Source organism: Tenuifilum sp. 4138str (genome assembly GCF_041102575.1).
GTDB lineage: Bacteria > Bacteroidota > Bacteroidia > Bacteroidales > Tenuifilaceae > Tenuifilum > Tenuifilum osseticum.
In genome coordinates this window covers 228,046-246,364 of the sequence record NZ_JBGCUE010000002.1, presented here as the reverse complement: position 1 = coordinate 246,364, position 18,319 = coordinate 228,046, and the positions used below count along the sequence as shown (strand labels likewise).

Annotated in this window: 11 protein-coding genes and 1 tRNA gene; 6 read left to right on the top strand and 6 right to left on the bottom strand. The window is 41.8% G+C overall.

Going from position 1 to position 18,319, the window contains the following annotated elements; genetic code table 11:
• The first annotated feature begins 10 nt into the window (after positions 1 to 10).
• From AB6811_RS02955 to AB6811_RS02945, 3 genes are read left to right on the top strand one after another with little or no spacing between them, the layout of a single operon-like run.
• Entirely contained in the window at positions 11 to 1,495 is a 1,485-nt protein-coding gene (locus AB6811_RS02955) for an SGNH/GDSL hydrolase family protein (protein ID WP_369488889.1), read from the top strand.
• Complete coding sequence (locus tag AB6811_RS02950; protein ID WP_369488887.1) at positions 1,488 to 2,675, top strand: GDSL-type esterase/lipase family protein; 1,188 nt, start codon at positions 1,488 to 1,490, stop codon at positions 2,673 to 2,675. Before AB6811_RS02955 ends, AB6811_RS02950 begins: the two co-directional genes overlap by 8 nt.
• Before the next feature lie 9 nt (positions 2,676 to 2,684).
• Positions 2,685 to 4,214: an MBOAT family O-acyltransferase gene (locus tag AB6811_RS02945; protein WP_369488885.1), complete on the top strand. Its 1,530-nt coding sequence runs from the start codon at positions 2,685 to 2,687 to the stop codon at positions 4,212 to 4,214.
• A 28-nt stretch (positions 4,215 to 4,242) separates the two neighbouring features.
• On the opposite strand, the gene AB6811_RS02940 is transcribed toward AB6811_RS02945, so the two are convergent.
• From AB6811_RS02940 to AB6811_RS02925, 4 genes are all read right to left on the bottom strand, one after another.
• Positions 4,243 to 4,316, bottom strand: a tRNA-Gln gene (locus AB6811_RS02940).
• 75 nt (positions 4,317 to 4,391) lie between these two features.
• The gene (locus AB6811_RS02935) at positions 4,392 to 5,954 is read right to left on the bottom strand and encodes a PspC domain-containing protein (protein ID WP_369488884.1); all 1,563 of its coding nucleotides are present in this window, start codon (positions 5,952 to 5,954) and stop codon (positions 4,392 to 4,394) included.
• Positions 5,955 to 5,995: 41 nt separating this feature from the next.
• Positions 5,996 to 6,337 (bottom strand): PadR family transcriptional regulator, encoded by a 342-nt coding sequence (locus tag AB6811_RS02930; protein WP_369488882.1) that lies wholly within the window; start codon positions 6,335 to 6,337, stop codon positions 5,996 to 5,998.
• Between the two features lie 74 nt (positions 6,338 to 6,411).
• Positions 6,412 to 6,945 carry a PspC domain-containing protein gene (locus AB6811_RS02925; protein ID WP_369488880.1) on the bottom strand — a complete coding sequence of 178 codons (534 nt, stop codon included), beginning with the start codon at positions 6,943 to 6,945 and terminating at the stop codon, positions 6,412 to 6,414.
• 272 nt (positions 6,946 to 7,217) lie between these two features.
• Here AB6811_RS02925 and AB6811_RS02920 point away from each other — a divergent pair, with 272 nt between their 5' ends.
• Positions 7,218 to 8,024: a DUF2797 domain-containing protein gene (locus AB6811_RS02920; RefSeq protein WP_369488878.1), complete on the top strand. Its 807-nt coding sequence runs from the start codon at positions 7,218 to 7,220 to the stop codon at positions 8,022 to 8,024.
• On the opposite strand, the gene AB6811_RS02915 is transcribed toward AB6811_RS02920, so the two are convergent.
• Positions 8,021 to 10,312, bottom strand: a complete 2,292-nt coding sequence (locus AB6811_RS02915; RefSeq protein WP_369488876.1) for a cache domain-containing protein — start codon at positions 10,310 to 10,312, stop codon at positions 8,021 to 8,023. The genes AB6811_RS02920 and AB6811_RS02915 overlap by 4 nt on opposite strands.
• Before the next feature lie 114 nt (positions 10,313 to 10,426).
• Here AB6811_RS02915 and AB6811_RS02910 point away from each other — a divergent pair, with 114 nt between their 5' ends.
• Together AB6811_RS02910 and AB6811_RS02905 are read left to right on the top strand one after the other, a co-directional pair.
• Positions 10,427 to 11,650 (top strand): ATP-binding protein, encoded by a 1,224-nt coding sequence (locus AB6811_RS02910; RefSeq protein WP_369488874.1) that lies wholly within the window; start codon positions 10,427 to 10,429, stop codon positions 11,648 to 11,650.
• On the top strand, positions 11,647 to 12,741 hold the full coding sequence (locus tag AB6811_RS02905; RefSeq protein WP_369488872.1) for a DUF1972 domain-containing protein: 1,095 nt from the start codon (positions 11,647 to 11,649) through the stop codon (positions 12,739 to 12,741). Before AB6811_RS02910 ends, AB6811_RS02905 begins: the two co-directional genes overlap by 4 nt.
• Before the next feature lie 30 nt (positions 12,742 to 12,771).
• Here AB6811_RS02905 and AB6811_RS02900 read toward each other — a convergent pair whose 3' ends face one another.
• Complete coding sequence (locus AB6811_RS02900; protein WP_369488870.1) at positions 12,772 to 18,243, bottom strand: T9SS type A sorting domain-containing protein; 5,472 nt, start codon at positions 18,241 to 18,243, stop codon at positions 12,772 to 12,774.
• Positions 18,244 to 18,319: the final 76 nt, after the last annotated feature.

The window sequence follows — 18,319 nt, the reverse complement described above, 5'->3', positions numbered from 1 at the left end:
TAAATATTTCATGAACAAGCCGTACCATACGTTGGGTTTCCTGTTATTGGTAGCAATTCTTTACACATTACTATCCATAATTGTGCCAGGTAGCACCTTTAGGGTAGATGATTTTTTGTTTCGTTTTCCAAAACCCTTTGAGCAATTAGCTGGAGACAATATAAAAATAGCATCCAGCAAAACCGATTCCATTCAACCCGATGTAAATTCAAAAGTAAAGACAATAACAGAAGAGTCAATCCCGAATTTGGATTCATTGTATGTAGAACCTGTAAAAGCGAGTAGCGATTCAGCAATAGCTCCCCAAAAAAATATTGTTACAGCCGGAACCTTACACCTTGAAATGCCACAGGGTATTAATGCGTTAGGTTCCTTTATTAGCGCTATATATAGGAATAGCGATGAAGCCACAACGGTTCGAGTGCTGCATTATGGCGATTCGCAAATTGAAGGTGATAGGATTACCAGCCAGCTGAGAGCTGCCCTTCAGGAAAAGTACGGTGGGAAGGGTTTGGGTCTAATTCCAATTTGGAATACTGAGTATTTGCCGTACGGCTTTAGGGTTAGCTTATCAGAGCATGTAAACGTAAATTCAACGGTTAAGGCCAAACCAACACAAAAGCCCGATTGTGTGCTTGGGTCAATTGCTGAGGTTGCCCCGTCGAATTTGTATCGCGAGATTGTTTCCATAAAGGTTAACTCTAAGCAAAGCTTTAACACCTTAAGCATAGTTTCAGGTAACTCTGATTCTTCCTATGCATTAAAAATTATAGTTGATGGAACCGATACCCTAGAGACTCAGGTTGTGCCTTACAGTAAAGTGAAATTGGTAAATGTAAACCTCCCCAGCCGTTTTGAGAGAATCTCAATTCAATTAAGGAATCCATCTACCGTTAAGCTTTATGGCTTACTGGCCGAATCGGGCAGCGGTGTTAGTGTTAACAATATTGCATTAAGGGGAACATCAGGTAACTTTTTTAACCATTTCGATTCAGGGGTTGCCTCGGAAATTTACAGGATACTAAATGTCCGATTGGTTATAATGCAGTTTGGAATCAATGTGGTTCCCTCGAACCTATCAAGCTATGCCTACTACCAAAAGCTTATGGAGCAGCAAATAAAAGCGGTTAAGCGTTTTGCTCCACAAGCCGATATTTTAGTTGTTGGGGTTTCCGATATGGCCAACCGGTTCGATGGCGAGCTGAAATCGAACCCAAGCGTTGAAAAAGTGCTGCAAGCACAAAGAAAAGCGGCTTTAGGTAATGGAGCTTTGTTTTGGGATGGGTATTCCGCTATGGGTGGGGAAGGATCAATAATTGAATGGGTTAACTCTAAACCTCCCCTTGCAACAAAGGATTATACCCACTTTACAAATTATGGGGCTAAGCGCTTTGGCCAAAAAATGGCTAATGCATTGCTAATGGCCTTAGGTAATAACAATTTGAGTAATGATAACCAGACCACTGCTTTCACCGATTCAGTAAGCTATGAATAGGTTAGTACTACATATTACCGGATTTGCCATTTTTTTAATCTTGACACTCTTGCCATATCAGGTAAGCCTACTTGTACCCACAAAATCACCTGCCATTTTATTGTTCAACCATTCCGCTAACACAATAAAAAATTTCTTTGGCCAAAAAATATTAGTTAAACCCAGTAAGCCACTAACAATTGTTCATATTGGCGATTCACATGTGCAGGCTGGAATATTATCGAGAACAGTAAAAATGCTTCTTGCACGCGAGTTCCAAAGCCAGTATGTATCGCCCGGATTGGTTTTCCCTTACTCAGTAATGGGTTCAAATAATCCTGTTGAGTACACCTCATACCATACTGGCCGATGGGAGTACCAAAAGGTAAACGGAGCCAAAGCTCCAGTTGATGCAGGTATTTTTAGGGTTGCAGTTAAAACCACCGATAGCCTTGCAACCCTATCGTTTAAAGTAAAGCCTAACGCCCTCTTCAAAACACAGGTAAACAGGGTAGGTGTATTCTACCAATCTGCCTCATCCAACTTGACTCCTATTCTGGTTGAACCCAAAAATGTAAATCCTATTTTACATGACAATTTTGCTGAGTTTGAACTTGAGAGCGAAGTTGATAGTGTTGTAATAGGGTTTAGGGCAAAAAATGATTTTGAGTGTACAGTTTATGGTGTGAATCTTTGGAACACAAAATCGAAATTCTCTCTTAGTTCTGTAGGCTTAAATGGTGCAACCGTCCACGGATTTTCATTGGCAAAACAATTGCTCCCCAATATCAAATTGGTTAAACCCGATATAGTAATAGTTTCGCTTGGTACCAATGATGCATATTCAAACTTATTCGATAGTCTCAATTTCGCACGTGATCAGGAAAATTTAGTTAACACAATAAAAAGCGCTTTACCTAACCCATTGATAATTCTTACCACGCCAAACGATCATCTTTTAAATCGTAAGTACATGAACATCAGGGTGCAGGTGGCGTCCAATGTTATTAAAGAGATTTCAACCAAACATCAACTACCGGTGTGGGATTTCTATAGCCTTATGGGTGGAAAGGGAAGTATTCAGGGATGGATTAGGTATGGTCTTGCAGCCCCCGATGGGGTTCATCTTACAGCAAAAGGTTATCAGCTCCAAGGCGAGTTGTTTTATAATGCGCTGTATAATTCAGGTTTTATTGAGTAGCCAATTGTTATGATCAATATTAAGGAAATAGTTCTGAACTTTCTTCACTACACCGAGGGTGACTCCCTGATGTTCACCCAGCTTTCCTTTTGGGTTTTCTTTGGTGTTTTACTGGCTGGTTACACGTTTGTATACAACCGTCCGGTTATACGAAGCGCTTACCTTTTGGTATTTAGCCTTTTCTTCTACTTTAAATCAAGCGGGTTATTTTTCTCACTTCTTCTGTTTTCAACATTGGTCGATTACTCAATTGGATTAGCAATAGCTAAATCGGGTAGCAAGATAAACAGAAAACTGCTTGTAGCCTTAAGTGTTTTGGTAAACCTATTAGTATTGTCGTACTTTAAGTATGCATACTTTATTGTTGATTTGCTCAATAACCTTCTAGGTATCAACCTAACAGTTGTTAATCATCTTGCCCTTTGGGGCAACGCCCTCCTTAATACGAAATTTGACACTACCACCATTTTGCTTCCTGTTGGAATTTCATTCTATACCTTTCAAACCATAAGCTATACTGTTGATGTTTACCGGGGGAAAGTCGCCCCGGTCAGAAACATTATTGATTTTGCATTTTACGTTTCGTTTTTCCCTCAGCTGGTTGCAGGCCCAATTGTGCGTGCTGCAGAGTTTATTCCGCAAATATACAGGCGGTATGAATTAAGCAAAAACGAGTTTGGCCATGCACTTTTTCTAGTACTTGCTGGGTTGGTGAAAAAAATGGTAATTTCCGATTTCCTGTCGGTAAACTTTGTCGATAGGGTTTTTAGTAATCCCCTCAGCCATACAGGTTTTGAAAACCTACTGGCCACCTATGGCTATGCCATGCAGATTTATTGCGATTTTTCAGGCTACACCGATATTGCAATAGGAGTAGCCCTTTTGCTTGGTTTTAAGCTTCCAATCAATTTTAACTCTCCCTACAAAGCAACCAGCTTAACCGATTTCTGGCACCGGTGGCAAATATCGCTATCGTCGTGGTTGAGGGATTACCTATATATTCCCTTAGGAGGAAACCGAAAGGGAAGGATAAGAACATACATAAACCTGTTAATAACCATGCTACTTGGTGGTTTATGGCATGGCGCACATCTGAAATTTGTTGTTTGGGGTGGAATTCATGGGGTTGGATTGGCAATTGAAAAGTTGCTATCCAACCTAAGATTAGTAAACATTAATAGCGAGAGACATTCAACCCGATTGGTCTGGGGCATTATCACCTTTAATGTGGTTTGCTTGTCGTGGATTTTTTTCAGGGCAAATGATTTTAATGAGGCAACCGATATGCTAAGCCAAATATTTACCAATTTCGGTATAAAAACTGTCCCGGATATTGCTTTGGCCTTTTCCGATGTATTCCTGGTTCTTGCGTTGGGCTTTATTGTCCACTTATTGCCCTATAATGCCAAGGAGTACCTGCGGGGTCGGTTTATTGCTATGCCTTTAAGTTTAAAGCTTTTTGCAGCTCTGTTGGTAGTAGTTGTTCTCATTCAATTTCAAACTATGGAGCTTAAGCCGTTTATCTATTTCCGGTTCTAAAATAAAAAAGCCCCTTATTCAGGGGCTTTGGTTGACCTACCAGGACTCGAACCTAGACTAACAGAACCAAAATCTGCTGTGCTACCATTACACCATAGGTCAATCCTATCGCTTTTTTAAAGCAATGCAAAATTAATACTAATGTAGTAAACCTCAAAATTTTTTTTAAAAATTTATTTACCTCGCTATACGCAAACCGTTTGCGGTCATAATCCATGTTTTCCCAACCATTTCATCGGGCCAGTAGTTGCTGTAGGGTTGATATTCATCAAGGATATCGGATAGCGTTTCGTCAAGGTAAACACCGTACCCTTCAGGCAAATAGAGCTTAATGGTTATGCTCTGGTTTTTCCACTTTGTTTTTTCAGGGATAATGTATAACGGATCCAGAATGGCCAGGGTGTCGTTTAATGTTAAGGAGTAAACTAAATCTTTAGCATTATTTTTAGCTGTAAAGCTATTTACCCCTCTTGCTCTGCGTATTACCTCAAATCTTGGTTTCGCTTCAAAGCTTTTCTCAATTATAAGAGTTGGCGAGCCTGCAAGATGATGTTTCCCTTTTAGTGTAAAAACTTTCCAATCGAAAATTTGAACCTTTTCCTCTATCGATGATGTACTATCGGTCAAGTAGTTGTATGATTTACACAGTACAATCTTGGAGTTGTTATTTACTGGCGAAACTTCAAATTCCTTTACCACTTTTTCGCTAACAGAGAGGCCTCGCATCTGGAAGAAAAATGTGACTGAAAGGGTTACAACAGCAGCGGCCCAAATTACTGTAGCAATAATGCCTATAGTGCCATCTTTAGCCCTGAACCTGAAAAGAATTCGTATTCCAGCATAAATTAGTGCAACAATTGGTATGGCCAGGGTTAAAAATAGTGGGATTGTAATCCAGTAGCTACTACTAATATCAAGAACAGATGCAATAATTTCATTGAGTGTCATTCCAACGCCACCAATAACTCCGGAAAAATCGGGACTATACGATGCAAAAAACACAGCGCCAACAAGGGCTATAAAAATAAGTAGCATGCTAACGATTAAAAGAACTCCTATGGTAATTGAAATTACTTTTACAATAACAAGCATGGCTTTTAACAGGTAGAGCATAACCTGTCCGAAAAGGTTTATTAATTTATTAACAGTGTTACCTGCCTTTGATTTTTTTAGATTATCACTTGCATTGCTAATCTCTTTTCGAACACGCCTGCCAATTTCATCAATGTTCTCGGTATCGCCCATCATTTCCATTTTTTGGAATGGGGTCTTTGCTTTTGGCATTGCAATCCAAAGTAGAATGTAAAGTAGTAAGCCAAATCCTTTAAGGAATAAGAGAGCAATAAATAAAATCCTAAAAACTAGGGGGTCGACCCTGAAGTAAGCTGCCAGTCCACCGCAAACGCCAGCAATAATTGAATCGTCGGGGTTACGATATAAACGTTTTGGACGGTACTGTTTATTGCTGGTTGAGTCGTTATTTTCACCAATATCTTCAGGTTTACCTATTTGCTCAATTATTGGCGTTACCATTTCATTGGTAACCACTTGACCTAAGGTAATTTTCTCGGATAGCAATTCTGCTATTCGGAATTCAATATCGTTCACAGTTTCCTGGGCTACCTTATCGTTGCCAAGTTTTACCTTAACCGTGTTAAGGTACTCCTGGAGCGTATTGTATGCATTTTCTTCCAGTGTGAAAGAGTAGCCTCCAATACTTACATTTACAGTTGTATTCATTTGTTTTTTATTAATGGTAAAATCGTAATAGTACCTAAAAATTAATCATTTTTCTGATTGCGAATAGCGCTAACCATTTCAACCAGTTCATCCCAACTATTTAGCAGTTCAGCAAGATACTCTTTGCCTTCTTCGGTTAGCGAATAGTACTTCCTTGGAGGGCCTTGCGGCGACTCTTCCCATCGATAGGTGAGCAAACCAGCATTCTTTTGCCGAGTAAGTAGGGGGTAAATAGTACCTTCAACTACTATCATTTTTGCCTGTTTAAGCTGGTTTATAAGGTCGTTTGCGTAAGCATCGCCTCTCGATAGTACTGTCAAAACACATAGCTCAAGTACGCCCTTTCGCATTTGTGCTTTAGCATTCTCTATTTCCTGATTCATGGCTTCAACTTAGGTGTATTTATTATGTTGTGCATATTTTCTGATTCAACCCATTCTTTGCTGTAAAAAATGGGTTACATATTGTTAACATTTATTTTTTCACCCTTCATCTCAAGTTTTTGTGTTGGGGTAATGGCGGGTGGAACAACTACCCATAAAACAATGTAGATTAGCACTCCTAGACCGCCCCAAAGGGTTAGCAGGAAAAATACCAAACGGAAAAGAACGGGATCAACTTTCCAGTAGTGTCCCATTCCCGTGCATATCCCCCCTAAAATTCTATCGTCCACATCGCGGTAAAGTTTTGGGTACACCCTGTCATTTTCGGAAGACGCTTTAGTGTTTGTTGGGTCAAAGTCGTTAATGTTCCCCATTAGGTGAACTACCCGATTAACCTCTTCAAGGTTTACCACTTGCCCTGGAACCTTTATGAACTCATCGAAGTGTTCGGCAATCCTACTTTCAATATCGCCAACTATTTCCTTTTTGTTGGGGTCGTTTGCAAAGTGAGCCTCCAGACCCTTAAGATATCGATCTAGGGCATAGTAGGCATCATCTTCAAGCATATAGGCTTTACCGTTTAAACTCACTGAAATTGTACGTTTCATAACTCATGCTGTTTGGTTTGACTTTTTGTTTGTTGCAATGCAATAACTAGTATTTATTCATTACAAATATAAGCGATAAAATAATACTATGCAATACATAGTAGTGTATTTAACATGGTTTAACATTGCAGTCTTTTTGTAGAACCTTAAGCTTTCTTCTAAATGTTTATCTTTATAACTCACTGGTTGAGCTATGTTCTTTATTCTGTGTTTTAGCAATTTCAAAGGAGAGCATGTGTAAAATGCAACTTTCTAATTAAGATAAATCTGCCATGAAAGGTGTGCTTACAAAAATGGGGTTCACTAATACTGGCAATGATGTTAGTATTAGTCCAGAGTATTTTCTTGATCTTGATTCAGGTAGGGTAAACCTTTCAGAACTAATTGGTAAAGGTATAGGGCTGAAGTACCTAAATATTAATCGCTGTATTCATTGTGGGCGTGAAACAAAGAAGCTGTTTGGTCAGGGGTTTTGTTACCCATGTTTTATAAAGGTACCGGAAGCGGAGGAGTGCGTTTTAAGGCCTGAACTGTGCAGAGCACACGAGGGTATTGCCCGCGATTTGGAATTTGCAAAGGCAAATTGTCTTGTGCAACACTACGTTTACCTGGCATGGACTGGCGGTTTAAAGGTTGGTGTAACAAGGTATCACCAAATACCCACCCGATGGGTTGATCAGGGAGCAACCTTTGCCGTTAAGATCTGTCATACTCCTAACCGTTATACTGCAGGATTGGTTGAGGTAGAGCTAAAAAAGATTTTTGCCGATAAAACGGCTTGGCAACGTATGCTCACCGATTCAAGCGAGCTACCGCCCGATTTTTTGACCCATAAAGCAAAAGCACTTGAATTTATAAATGGTAAAAATTTAAGTTACATTCCTGAAAGCGATGTGGTTTACCGTGTAAGCTATCCAGTAATTCAACTTTCAGATAAGGTAAGATCCGTTAACCTGGAAAAAGTTAATGCAATTGAGGGGAAACTGGTTGGTATAAAAGGACAATACCTGATTTTTGAATCAGGTATTGTAATCAATATTCGGAATCATTCAGGATACTTGGTTGATATTTCCTTTTAAATGTTGGTAATATCCGTTGCAATTTTTAGAATTTTCAACAGTTGACCGCTATGGTCAAAAATTGGAGTGTAGGTCTCAAGAAGTAGATGTTCCTGTCCATTAACCCTAATGCGGGTTTTATGCTTACGGATATTTCCCCTGAGAATATCGCTCCACATCTTATCGTACGAGGCCTTTTCGGTCTCGGACAGTATAAGGTTCTCTGCATGGTGCAATCCAATTATGTCGTCACGATTGGCTCCAAGGAAGTTGAGGTAACTATCATTGATGTTAATCACGTAACCCTTGGTATCGTACTCCATAACAAAAGCAGCAGCATTCAGGGCATTAACTAACCCTTCGAGTTCAAGGGTTTTACGGGCAGCCTCTTCCTGGGTGGCTTGTAGTTCCTCCATGTTCTGACGCATCTCTTCCTCCTGGGCAGCCATCATTTCCGCTTGCTCTTTGGATTTCATTAAAAGTTCAGCGGTCAGGGTATTAACCTTTACGGTATGCAGGGTCGATGCAATGCTTTTGGCAATATCCTTGAGGAACTGAACCTCGTGTTCTTTAAACTCCTGAAGCGAGGCAATTTCAATAACCCCCATAACCTCCTCCTCAAATATCAAGGGAACAACTATTATGTAATTGGGGTTAATACCACCAAGCCCTGAGGTAATCTCTATATAATCCTGTGGAACTTCTTTTAAAATGATAGCATCGCGTTCAGCAGCGCAAGCACCAATAAGACCTTCGGCAAAATGGTAGCTTCGTTGCATAACCCTGTTCCTGTCGTAGGCAAACATGGCAACCATATCGACGGTTTTATCGCCAGTTTCCTTGTTTTCGTTCAAAACAAATAACCCACCAACCTGAGCGTTCAGGTACCAAACAAGGTTTTTAATAAGTTCCTGGCTTAGCAGGCTAAGGTTATTGTTGTTCTGACGAAGTATTTCACCAAACTTTGCCATTCCCTCATTGGTCCACCGCTTCTTTTCCTCCTCAATTTTTCGTTTTTCTTCTTCATCACGAGCTCTACGGAGATTATCGCGCATTTCAATAAGCGACTTACCTAGCTGATCCTCGTCGCTTAGCAGCGCAAGGTCAACATTTAGGTTTCCTGCACCAATCTCGCGGGCAAATGAGGTTTTGGAGTTTACACCAGCAAGCGAGGCGCTTACCGCCTCAACCATTTGGCTTATTTCATCGTTCGATGAGGTTCTAATATCAATGCTGCTTACAATCTTTCCCTTTGCAAATTCATTAAGTATTTGGGTGATTTTTTTAATGGGCAGTGTAATGTTGTTGGAAACAAAGTAAACCATAAAAATAATTACCAGTAAACCTACCAAGGCGATGAAGAGGCTTGTGTTGTAGCTCTTGTTTGCTTGAGCCATAATATCGGTTACAGGAACAGCAATTGCAATTGACCAAGGTGTTTGTGTATTACCTATTCGGATAGGTTCAAAAGTGTAGTAAATCTTATCACCTTTGTTATTTTGATGGGTGAAGCTAAAGGCTTTCCCTTTCTGAACCTGGGCTAGTATGTTGTGTTGATTATTAAACTCAGGTAATACTTCGGTTATATTCTTTTTGAAAATTGAGGAATCGGGGTGGGCAATAAAAACACCCTTATATGATAGTAAAAAGGCGTAGCTATTGGGGTAAGGTTTAATGGTATTTACCAGTTGCTGAAAGCGGGTAAGTATTAGGTCAGCACCAATTAAACCAATAAACTTACCATTTTCGAGAAGTGGCGATGAGAGGGTGGTCATCATTTGTCCCCGTTGGAGTTCCGATATGTATGGTTCAACAATGATCTCCTTGGCGGCACTTTTCATACTACCGTAGGTTGGGGGATCGCCGGTTAAGCTGCGCATTTCAGCTTTTGTTTTGTAAACCCCATCTTGCTTATAAACTATGTAGAAGTGCCGGCCATAAGGGAGTGTCCAGTTGGGGTCAAGATTGCTTAGCTCCCAGCTATCCCAGTAAGCATCTATATGTGGAGTGGTTAGAATAACCCTATTGTACATGGGGTAGATTAGCTTTTGCCATTGATCAAAGGGCATTTGCTTGTACTCCATGAATGCTGCAGCAAGCGTCCGGGTTACAGCAAAATCTTGGTTTATCCAACTTTCAATGTTAAGGGCGTACTGTCGGGCATAACTATTGGTTAGCTTAATGGATTCCTCGTATGCTAAACGGCGCGACGATGAACTTATGAAGTAAAAAACTATTGAAAAAATAATAAATGCACTACCCAGGATGTAGTATAGTATTTTCTGCCGGATGGTAAGTTTTAATCTCATAGCCGTTTTAATTATGCCATTTACGTTTCACAATATTACAAAAAAATGATTGTTTATGCAGATATTAAGGAATTTTATTTAATTTGGCAGTACCATTTTATTCAAAAAATTTCCATGCTAAACTTATTTAAAAAACATAGGGATGATGAGCTCGAAAAAAGGATTGACTGTTTAAGGTCAATACTTCTTTTCAAGGAGGTTGATCATTCAACTCTTCGTAAAATTGCAACAGTACTTGAGTCTTGTGAGGTTAAAAAAGACGAACGGTTATTCAACAAAGGCGATAGGGACTACTCTTTATACATTGTAGTAAGAGGCAAGGTTAAAGCCCACGATGGCAACCACACCTTTGCCACCTTTGGCCCAAATCAGTATTTTGGGGAGTACTCACTTCTCGATTCCTCAGCTCGATCTACCGCAGTAACTGCCATGGAGGATTCCGTATTGCTTAGGTTACACCAGGAACAATTCAATAGATTTTTACAAAAAATACCAAGCCTCTCCAGAGCTCTTTTACTCGGTTTAGTTTGGCGCTTAAGGGATTACAATGTACTTGAGGCAGAGCTTACGGCTAAAAACCTCGAAATAAAAAAACAAAAGGAGGAAATTGAACAACAGAGCAAGGAACTGGAACAGCTGAACCAAATGAAAGATAAGTTCTTTGCAATCATAGCCCATGATCTTCGAAATCCTTTCAGCACAGTTCTTTCCCTATCGGAGTTGTTGGCTAAGGAGTTTGCCAATTTTGACCAAAACAACCTGCAAATGTTCATTGAGCAGATTTACAAGTACTCCAACAAGACTTTTAACCTGCTCGAGAACCTTTTACAGTGGTCAATGCTACAAACCGGAAGGTTGACGCCTAAACCTCAAATGGCAAACCTGGCCGATGTTATAAACGACACCATTGATTTGCTAAAAGGAACTGCACATAACAAATCCATAAACCTTTACTGGGCCTTACCAACCGATTCATACGCATATTTTGATGTTAATATGATTACAACGGTGGTTCGTAATCTTATTAGCAATGCCATTAAGTTCACACCTCAAAATGGCGAGGTTGTTGTTCAGGTTGATGCTGAACCTGATCACTATAAAGTCTCAGTAATTGATACTGGGGTCGGAATACCCGATGAGGTTATTCAAAAACTTTTCCGCATCGATTCGAACCCAACCACTTTAGGAACTAACGAGGAGAGCGGTACGGGATTGGGTTTAATACTCTGCAAAGAGTTTGTTGAGAAAAACGGAGGTACAATTGGGGTTAGGAGTGTGGTAAGCAAAGGTTCAACATTTTACTTCACTGTGCCGCGCATTGAAGTGAAAAAGCAATGAAAGTAGCTATTCTTGGCACTCGCGGTATTCCCAACCGGTATGGTGGTTTCGAACGATTTGCCGAAGAACTATCTCAAGAACTTAGCAAAAGGGGTTACACGGTCTATGTAACTAGTCCTGCAGCTCACTCCTGTAAGGAACTCAATGCCAATAACATTTTTACGGTTAACTTAAGGGTACCAAGATTTCTCACATCAAACCTGGCTACACTTTATTACGATTACATCTCCCTTAAATGGGCAATTAGGAATAATGTTGATGCAGTTATTGAATGCGGGCACTCTTTTGCCCCGTTACTGCTTTTTATATCGGCGTCAATACGGGGGAAAATAATTACTAACCCCGATGGGATTGAGCATAAGCGTAAGAAATGGGGCTGGATTGCTAAAAGTTACCTGCGCTTTTCGGAGTATTTTGCCTTTAAGCTATCGGCACAACTTGTTTGCGACAACAGGGCGTTAGTCCAGTATTACTCAACCAGGTATAAAAGAAAGCTTCACTACATTCCGTACGGTGCTCATCCCTTGATGCAAGCCCCTGGCAGGCCAGATGTGTTAGACATGTTGCATATCAACGAATATTACCTGCTCATTACAAGAATTACCCCTGAAAACAACGTTGAAACAGTATTAAGTTACTTTGCCCATAGCGACCAATCATGCCTGGTTGTTGGCGATTTAACATCAGGCTATGCAAAAAAAATAGTTGGGAAATACAGTCATTTTAGAAACATTCATTTCTTGGGTGCCATTTATGACCAGCAAATCTTAAATGGCTTGAGGTTTTACTGCAAAGCGTACATCCATGGGCATTCAGCTGGTGGCACTAACCCTTCGTTGCTTGAGGCTATGGCTTGTGGCTGTTTTATTATTGCACACGATAATCCTTTTAATCGTGATATTCTGGGAGAGCAGGGACTATATTTCAACAACATAGCCACACTGGGGAATTGCATTTCCCAATTTGAAAAACTAAACAATGTTGAGGTAAATAGGGTAAAAGAGCAAAACATTCAAGCCATTGAGCGCAATTTCTTATGGGAGAAGGTTGCTTTGGCTTATATAGATGTAATAGAAAGGTTGAAAAAGTAAGGGGCTACATTTACAGTAGCCCCTTTTCTTTTATTCGAGAATTAATTTTCGGATCAGATACTTCTTTGAGTTACCAAACCTGATGTAGTATAGCCCTTTTGGAAGCCTCTCCATATTATCGGTAATATCAGTTTCAGTGTTTTCAATGGTAATATCTCTGGATCTCACTTTATTTCCTATTGCGTTGTAAAACTCCAGTTTATACCTTCCGGGTTCAAATCCCGTAATCTTAATGCTGAAATTACCAGTTGTGGGATTTGGGTAAATGCTAATGCTATACATCTTATCGGTTGGGAGAGAGTTAGGTAGTGCAATTTTTATTACAGCGGTATCGGTGGCGGCGCAACCAAACTCATTGGTAACAGTTACCCAGAACTTGAAAATACCCTCACCGTAGGTTTGACCATCAACCAGTAAGGTTTGTTCAGTAGTTGAATTGTTCCATAGGTAACTGGATAATCCTGTTCCAGCATCGAGGGTGTATTGCTGAGTGGTGTCAATTCTGATTGTATCGTCAGGTAAATCAATCACAGGTAGAGGATTAACAGTGATTATGAAGTCGCTTGAGGTGGCCTGGCACCCACCAGCAAAGGTAGCAATCACGCTATAAGTACCAGCCTCAGTAGCCAGGTATTGGGGTTGGGTAGCCTGGTCAATATCGTTGCCATCCTTACGCCACTGGTAGGCCGAACCACCTGATGGATTAGCTTGTAAGAGTACATTAACCTCGTCGCCTTCGCACCAGTTAGCTGGGTCAGTGGTTTCAATTGAAACAGCTGGGGTGCTAATCACACTTATTTCAATTGTATTGCCTATGGCTGTACAGCCGTTTGTAGTTGCGCTTAAACTATATATACCTGCAGCGCTAACATTCAGGGTTGGATTCGTTTCGCCGGAAATCGGATTGCCATTCAACAACCATTGGTAGCTGTCGGCAGTTTCGGCTGTGAAGGTTACGTTAATGGTTGTACCCTCGCACCAATCCGTAGGATCGGAAGTTGATATTGTAGCAGAGGGTAGAGGTTTAACAATAATACCCTTAGCCTCAGAGTTCACGCATCCGTTGCCATCGGTGTAGGTGTATGTGATGGTATGTGTGCCAGCACCAGCAGCAGCCGGATCGAATGTACTACCCGAAACGCCATTCCCGGAGTAAACCCCGCCGGTAGGCGAGCCGCCATCGAGGGGGATGGGTGCAGCATCTACGCAAACGGGAGTAAGATCGGCAAGGGTAACGGTAGGCAATGGGTTCACGGTAATATCCTTGGAGGCCGAATTCACGCACCCGTTGCCATCGGTGTAGGTGTATGTGATGGTATGTGTGCCAGCACCAGCAGCAGCCGGATCGAATGTACTACCCGAAACACCATTTCCGGAGTAAACCCCGCCGGTAGGCGAGCCGCCATCGAGGGTGAAGGGAGCAGCATCCACGCAAACGGGAGTAAAATCGGCAAGGGTAACAGTAGGCAATGGGTTCACGGTAATATCCTTTGAGTCCGAGTTCACGCACCCGTTTCCATCGGTGTAGGTATAGGTGATGGTATGTGTACCAGCCCCAGCGGCAGCCGGATCGAATGTACTACCCGAAACACCATTTCCGGAGTAAACCCCACCGGTAGGCGATCCGCCATCGAGGGCAAAGGGAGCAGCATCCACGCAAACGGGAGTAAAGTCGGTTAGGGTAACTGTAGGTAGAGGATGAACAATAACTTCAATTTCATCGCTAATGCTCCAACAACCATTCTTGATTAGGTAAACGGAGTAGAAACCTGGCTCTGTTGCGGTATAGGTGTTGGTATGAGCTCCCGAAATATTTTGTCCGTCCTTTATCCACTGGTAGAATGAGCCATCGGAGGGCGATGCGGAAAACAATGTGCTAACGGTTTGATCGGCGCAGTACTCTAGCGGATCGGTAGTGCTAATTACAGCATTGGGAACAGGGTTAACCGTTACAGTAATTTGTGCTGAGTTTTGGCAACCGTTAGCATCGGTTCCAATTACTGTGTAGGTATCGGTTGATGCAGGGTAGAACACCTGCCCGTCAATCACCCCTTTATCCCAAACATACGATACGGCTCCACCTCCGGTTAATGTAACACCATCGCCCTGGCAAATTGGATTCTGGCTGGCATTGGCGGTAACCGTTGGTAGAGTGAACACGGTTATGGTTATTGTGTTTGTGCTTGCCTTACAACCCGCTGCTGAGGTTACCTCAGCAAAAACCTGGTCGCCGTCAGCTAGTGTTGAGTTGCTATATGCATAGGCTGTTCCCGGACCTTGAACTGTTAATCCGTTAAGGAAAAATTCATAGGTTGAGCCACCGTTAGCAGTGAAGATAACCTCAGTACCCGGACATATTGAGTTATCGGCATCGTTGGTTGTAAGGTTTACAGTTGGGGTTGGGTTTGCCGAGGTAAGGATAACCTGATAATCCTTTGTGCAAGAATTTGCATCGGTTACGGTTACATTATAGGTTCCTGGCCCAAGGTTTACTTGGTCTTTATCGGTGGCGTTAACAATATCGGGACCACTCCAGAAATAGGTGTATCCTGGTGTACCACCTGATACTGTTAGTCCAATACTACCGTTTTTCGATTCAGGGCAGGTAGGCTTATTCTCTGAGTGACTTATGCTAATATCTGAGGGTTGAGAAAGGTATGTTGAATTGGTCTTGTTACATCCCTTACTATCAGTAACCTTAAGCCAATAGTTACCGCTCTTAATATTTGAAATTGTGGGGGTGGTAAGAGTATTTGACCATAAGTAGCTGTAAGGTGCCGTACCACCAGTTAGGTTGTTAACACTCAATGAGCCGGTGTAGGTGTTATAGCAGGTAGGCTGGGTTGATAGGAAATCGAACGAGATATCGGCAGGTTGATTAACCGTGCCCGATTTAACGGTTGTGCACCCCTTACTATCGGTAATGGTAACCTCGTAAGTGCCTGCCTGTAGGTTATTTATATCCTGTGTTGTGCGAACCGGAGAAGTGTTCCATGAGTAGGTGTAAGGGCCTGTTCCTCCGCTTGGGGTTAAGTCGAGTATCCCATCGCTACCGCCGTAACAGGAGGTTGGGTACGAAACAATAGTACCATCGAGTATTTGAGCAGGTTCGGTAATGTCAACATCAACTACAGCTGTTTTATCATCATCCGTATAACCAGGGGTGTCATTATCGTCAGTTAGAGTTGCAGTGTAGCTGCCTGCAGGTTTACCGGTAATGGTGAATGTAGTTTCGCCACTTGACCATAAAACCGTAACGGTACCAATATTTTCGGCATACGATACGGTAACCTCTCCTGTACTTTCTCCTTTACAGTTAACATTGGTTTGGGCTGAAACCCAAGCATGAAAGTTCCTCTCGTCGAGTACCACAAAGGAGTTGGAGTCTTTGCAGGAAGTGTTATCGGTTACAATCACTTTGTAGGTTCCACCAACATCGAGGTCCGAAATATCTTCAGTAGTTGCCACCTCGGTTACTCCAAGTTTCCAGGAGTAGCTGGAGTAGGTACCCGACCCTCCGCTAACGGTAATATCAACAGCACCATTACTTCCAGCACCGGTAATGTTTGTAACCGTTCCCGCTATCGAAATTTTAGTGGGCTGGGTTATGGTGTAGTTATCGTTTGTCTGGCAACCATTCACGTCGGTAACCGTCACCTGGTAATCGCCGGCACCTAAGCTGTTCTGATCTTCAGCATCAATCACATGCCCACTTCCGTTTTCGGTTGTCCAGAAGTAACTGAAAGGCGAAGTTCCGCCTGAAACCGTTAGGTTAATGGTTCCATCCATTTCGCCGTAACAACTCACGTTGGTTTGGGTGTGACTGAGTGAAAGTGCAGCAGGCTGAGTAACGGTGTAGCTTACGGTTGACTGACTTGAATTGTTATCGGTTACGGTTACCTCATAGGTACCGGCAGCCAAATTTGTAATTGAGGAGTCAGTTGCCGCGTATGGGTTCCCATTTAGTTTCCAGCTATAGGAGTATGGGGGTATTCCAAAGTATGGGGTAACGGTAAGGGCTCCATCGGAGCCTCCATTACAGCTAACATTCTTCTTGTAAGTGAAAGCTGCAGTAAAATCGTTATGATTTTTAGTAAGGAAAAGGTCTTTATAGCCTGACCCTGAATTGGTCAGAGTGTTAGTACCAACTGTTAGTGTAGGTGATGTAAAATATCCCCCAAAGTAAACGTTGTAAAGCGTATCAAGTGCGATACCCTGTCCACGATCGTCTTGGGTTCCCGATACTGACCTAGCCAGAACGGCATTTGATTCTACGTCGAAGACAAAGAATGCAGCATCGTTATTACCGCCCGATGTAATAGTGTTAAGGTTAAAGTTTATGGAATTTGAAAAATAACCAGTGGCTACCAAAATGTTATTGAAAACGTTCAGGCCATATCCCACATCGCCTCCAGTTGAACCTATGGTTCTTTTCCAGATTAATCGTCCGTCGAGGTTATACTTGGCTACAAAAATATCGTTGCTGCCAGCAGTAGTGAACTGCGATGATTGCTGTGTTGCAGTACTGTCAATTGTCCCTGTCCCCTGAATATAACCAATAATGTATGTAAAGTTATCGTAAACAGCAATGCTGTTTAGTTGATCATCGGAAGTACTACCACCCTTGCGAACCCAGATAGTAGTGCCATCGGTTGGACTTGCTTTCACAAGGATTATGTCACCACTACCAGCCGATGTGTAAGGGGTACCATCTAAGGTGAGTGTGCCTGCAAGTGCACCACCTACATAGAGCGAATTGGTTTCATCCACTGCGATTGCTCTAAATAGCGATGAATTGTTGTTGCCAGGAATTTGCTTTGACCAGCGGTAAACACCTGCAGGGGTAAAGCTTGCAGTAAAAAGGTCGCGGTTGCTATCGGCGTTGGTGTAGTTTTGTCCATTAGTTCCATCGCCTACCGTAAATGAAGTGCTTTGCGACATACCGGCAACGTAAAGATTACCATCCTTACCAACGGTGATTGCAGATACTCGCTCGTTTCCCGATGAACCATATGCAGCTTTACGTACCCACTGCAAAACTCCATTTGAGTTGTATTTTGCTAAAAAGCCATCGTTACCCCCATCGGAAGTAAGAGTATTTCCAGTTCCGAAATCGCAGGTACCCTGAAAGAAACCAGAAACGTACAGGTTCTCAGAGGCGTCAATAGCAAGGTCATCGGGCTGGTCACCCTCACTTCCTCCTACTGTTTTTACCCATGCTACATTTCCGTCGGAGTCAAACTTGGCAATAAAAATGTCCAGTTTGGTTGGTGAGTAACCATTATAGGTAACACCATTTAGAATAAAATGCGATTTAAAGGAGCCTAAAACATAAATGTTACCGGATTGTGCATATCGGACTTGATATATATCCAGCTCATTTGCCAGATTTGGATTGGGCGACTGGGTGAACTGCTTTAACCAAACCCACCCATTTTGGGTATAGCCCATAGCTGCTGCTAGGCCAACTATAAGCGTTAAAAGCAACTTTTTCGCTTTCATATTTTATTTTTTTATTTCTTAAGCAAAAATTAAGCCAATAAGTATAAATAAATGATTGATAATAAAAAAACAGAAT

Coding starts and splice junctions, on each gene's coding strand:
- AB6811_RS02900 (WP_369488870.1), bottom strand. CDS start 18,243: ATGAAAGCGAAAAAGTTGCTTTTAACGCTTATAGTTGGCCTAGCAGCA.
- AB6811_RS02950 (WP_369488887.1), top strand. CDS start 1,488: ATGAATAGGTTAGTACTACATATTACCGGATTTGCCATTTTTTTAATC.
- AB6811_RS02905 (WP_369488872.1), top strand. CDS start 11,647: ATGAAAGTAGCTATTCTTGGCACTCGCGGTATTCCCAACCGGTATGGT.
- AB6811_RS02920 (WP_369488878.1), top strand. CDS start 7,218: ATGAAAGGTGTGCTTACAAAAATGGGGTTCACTAATACTGGCAATGAT.
- AB6811_RS02930 (WP_369488882.1), bottom strand. CDS start 6,337: ATGAATCAGGAAATAGAGAATGCTAAAGCACAAATGCGAAAGGGCGTA.
- AB6811_RS02915 (WP_369488876.1), bottom strand. CDS start 10,312: ATGAGATTAAAACTTACCATCCGGCAGAAAATACTATACTACATCCTG.
- AB6811_RS02935 (WP_369488884.1), bottom strand. CDS start 5,954: ATGAATACAACTGTAAATGTAAGTATTGGAGGCTACTCTTTCACACTG.
- AB6811_RS02955 (WP_369488889.1), top strand. CDS start 11: ATGAACAAGCCGTACCATACGTTGGGTTTCCTGTTATTGGTAGCAATT.
- AB6811_RS02910 (WP_369488874.1), top strand. CDS start 10,427: ATGCTAAACTTATTTAAAAAACATAGGGATGATGAGCTCGAAAAAAGG.
- AB6811_RS02945 (WP_369488885.1), top strand. CDS start 2,685: ATGATCAATATTAAGGAAATAGTTCTGAACTTTCTTCACTACACCGAG.
- AB6811_RS02925 (WP_369488880.1), bottom strand. CDS start 6,945: ATGAAACGTACAATTTCAGTGAGTTTAAACGGTAAAGCCTATATGCTT.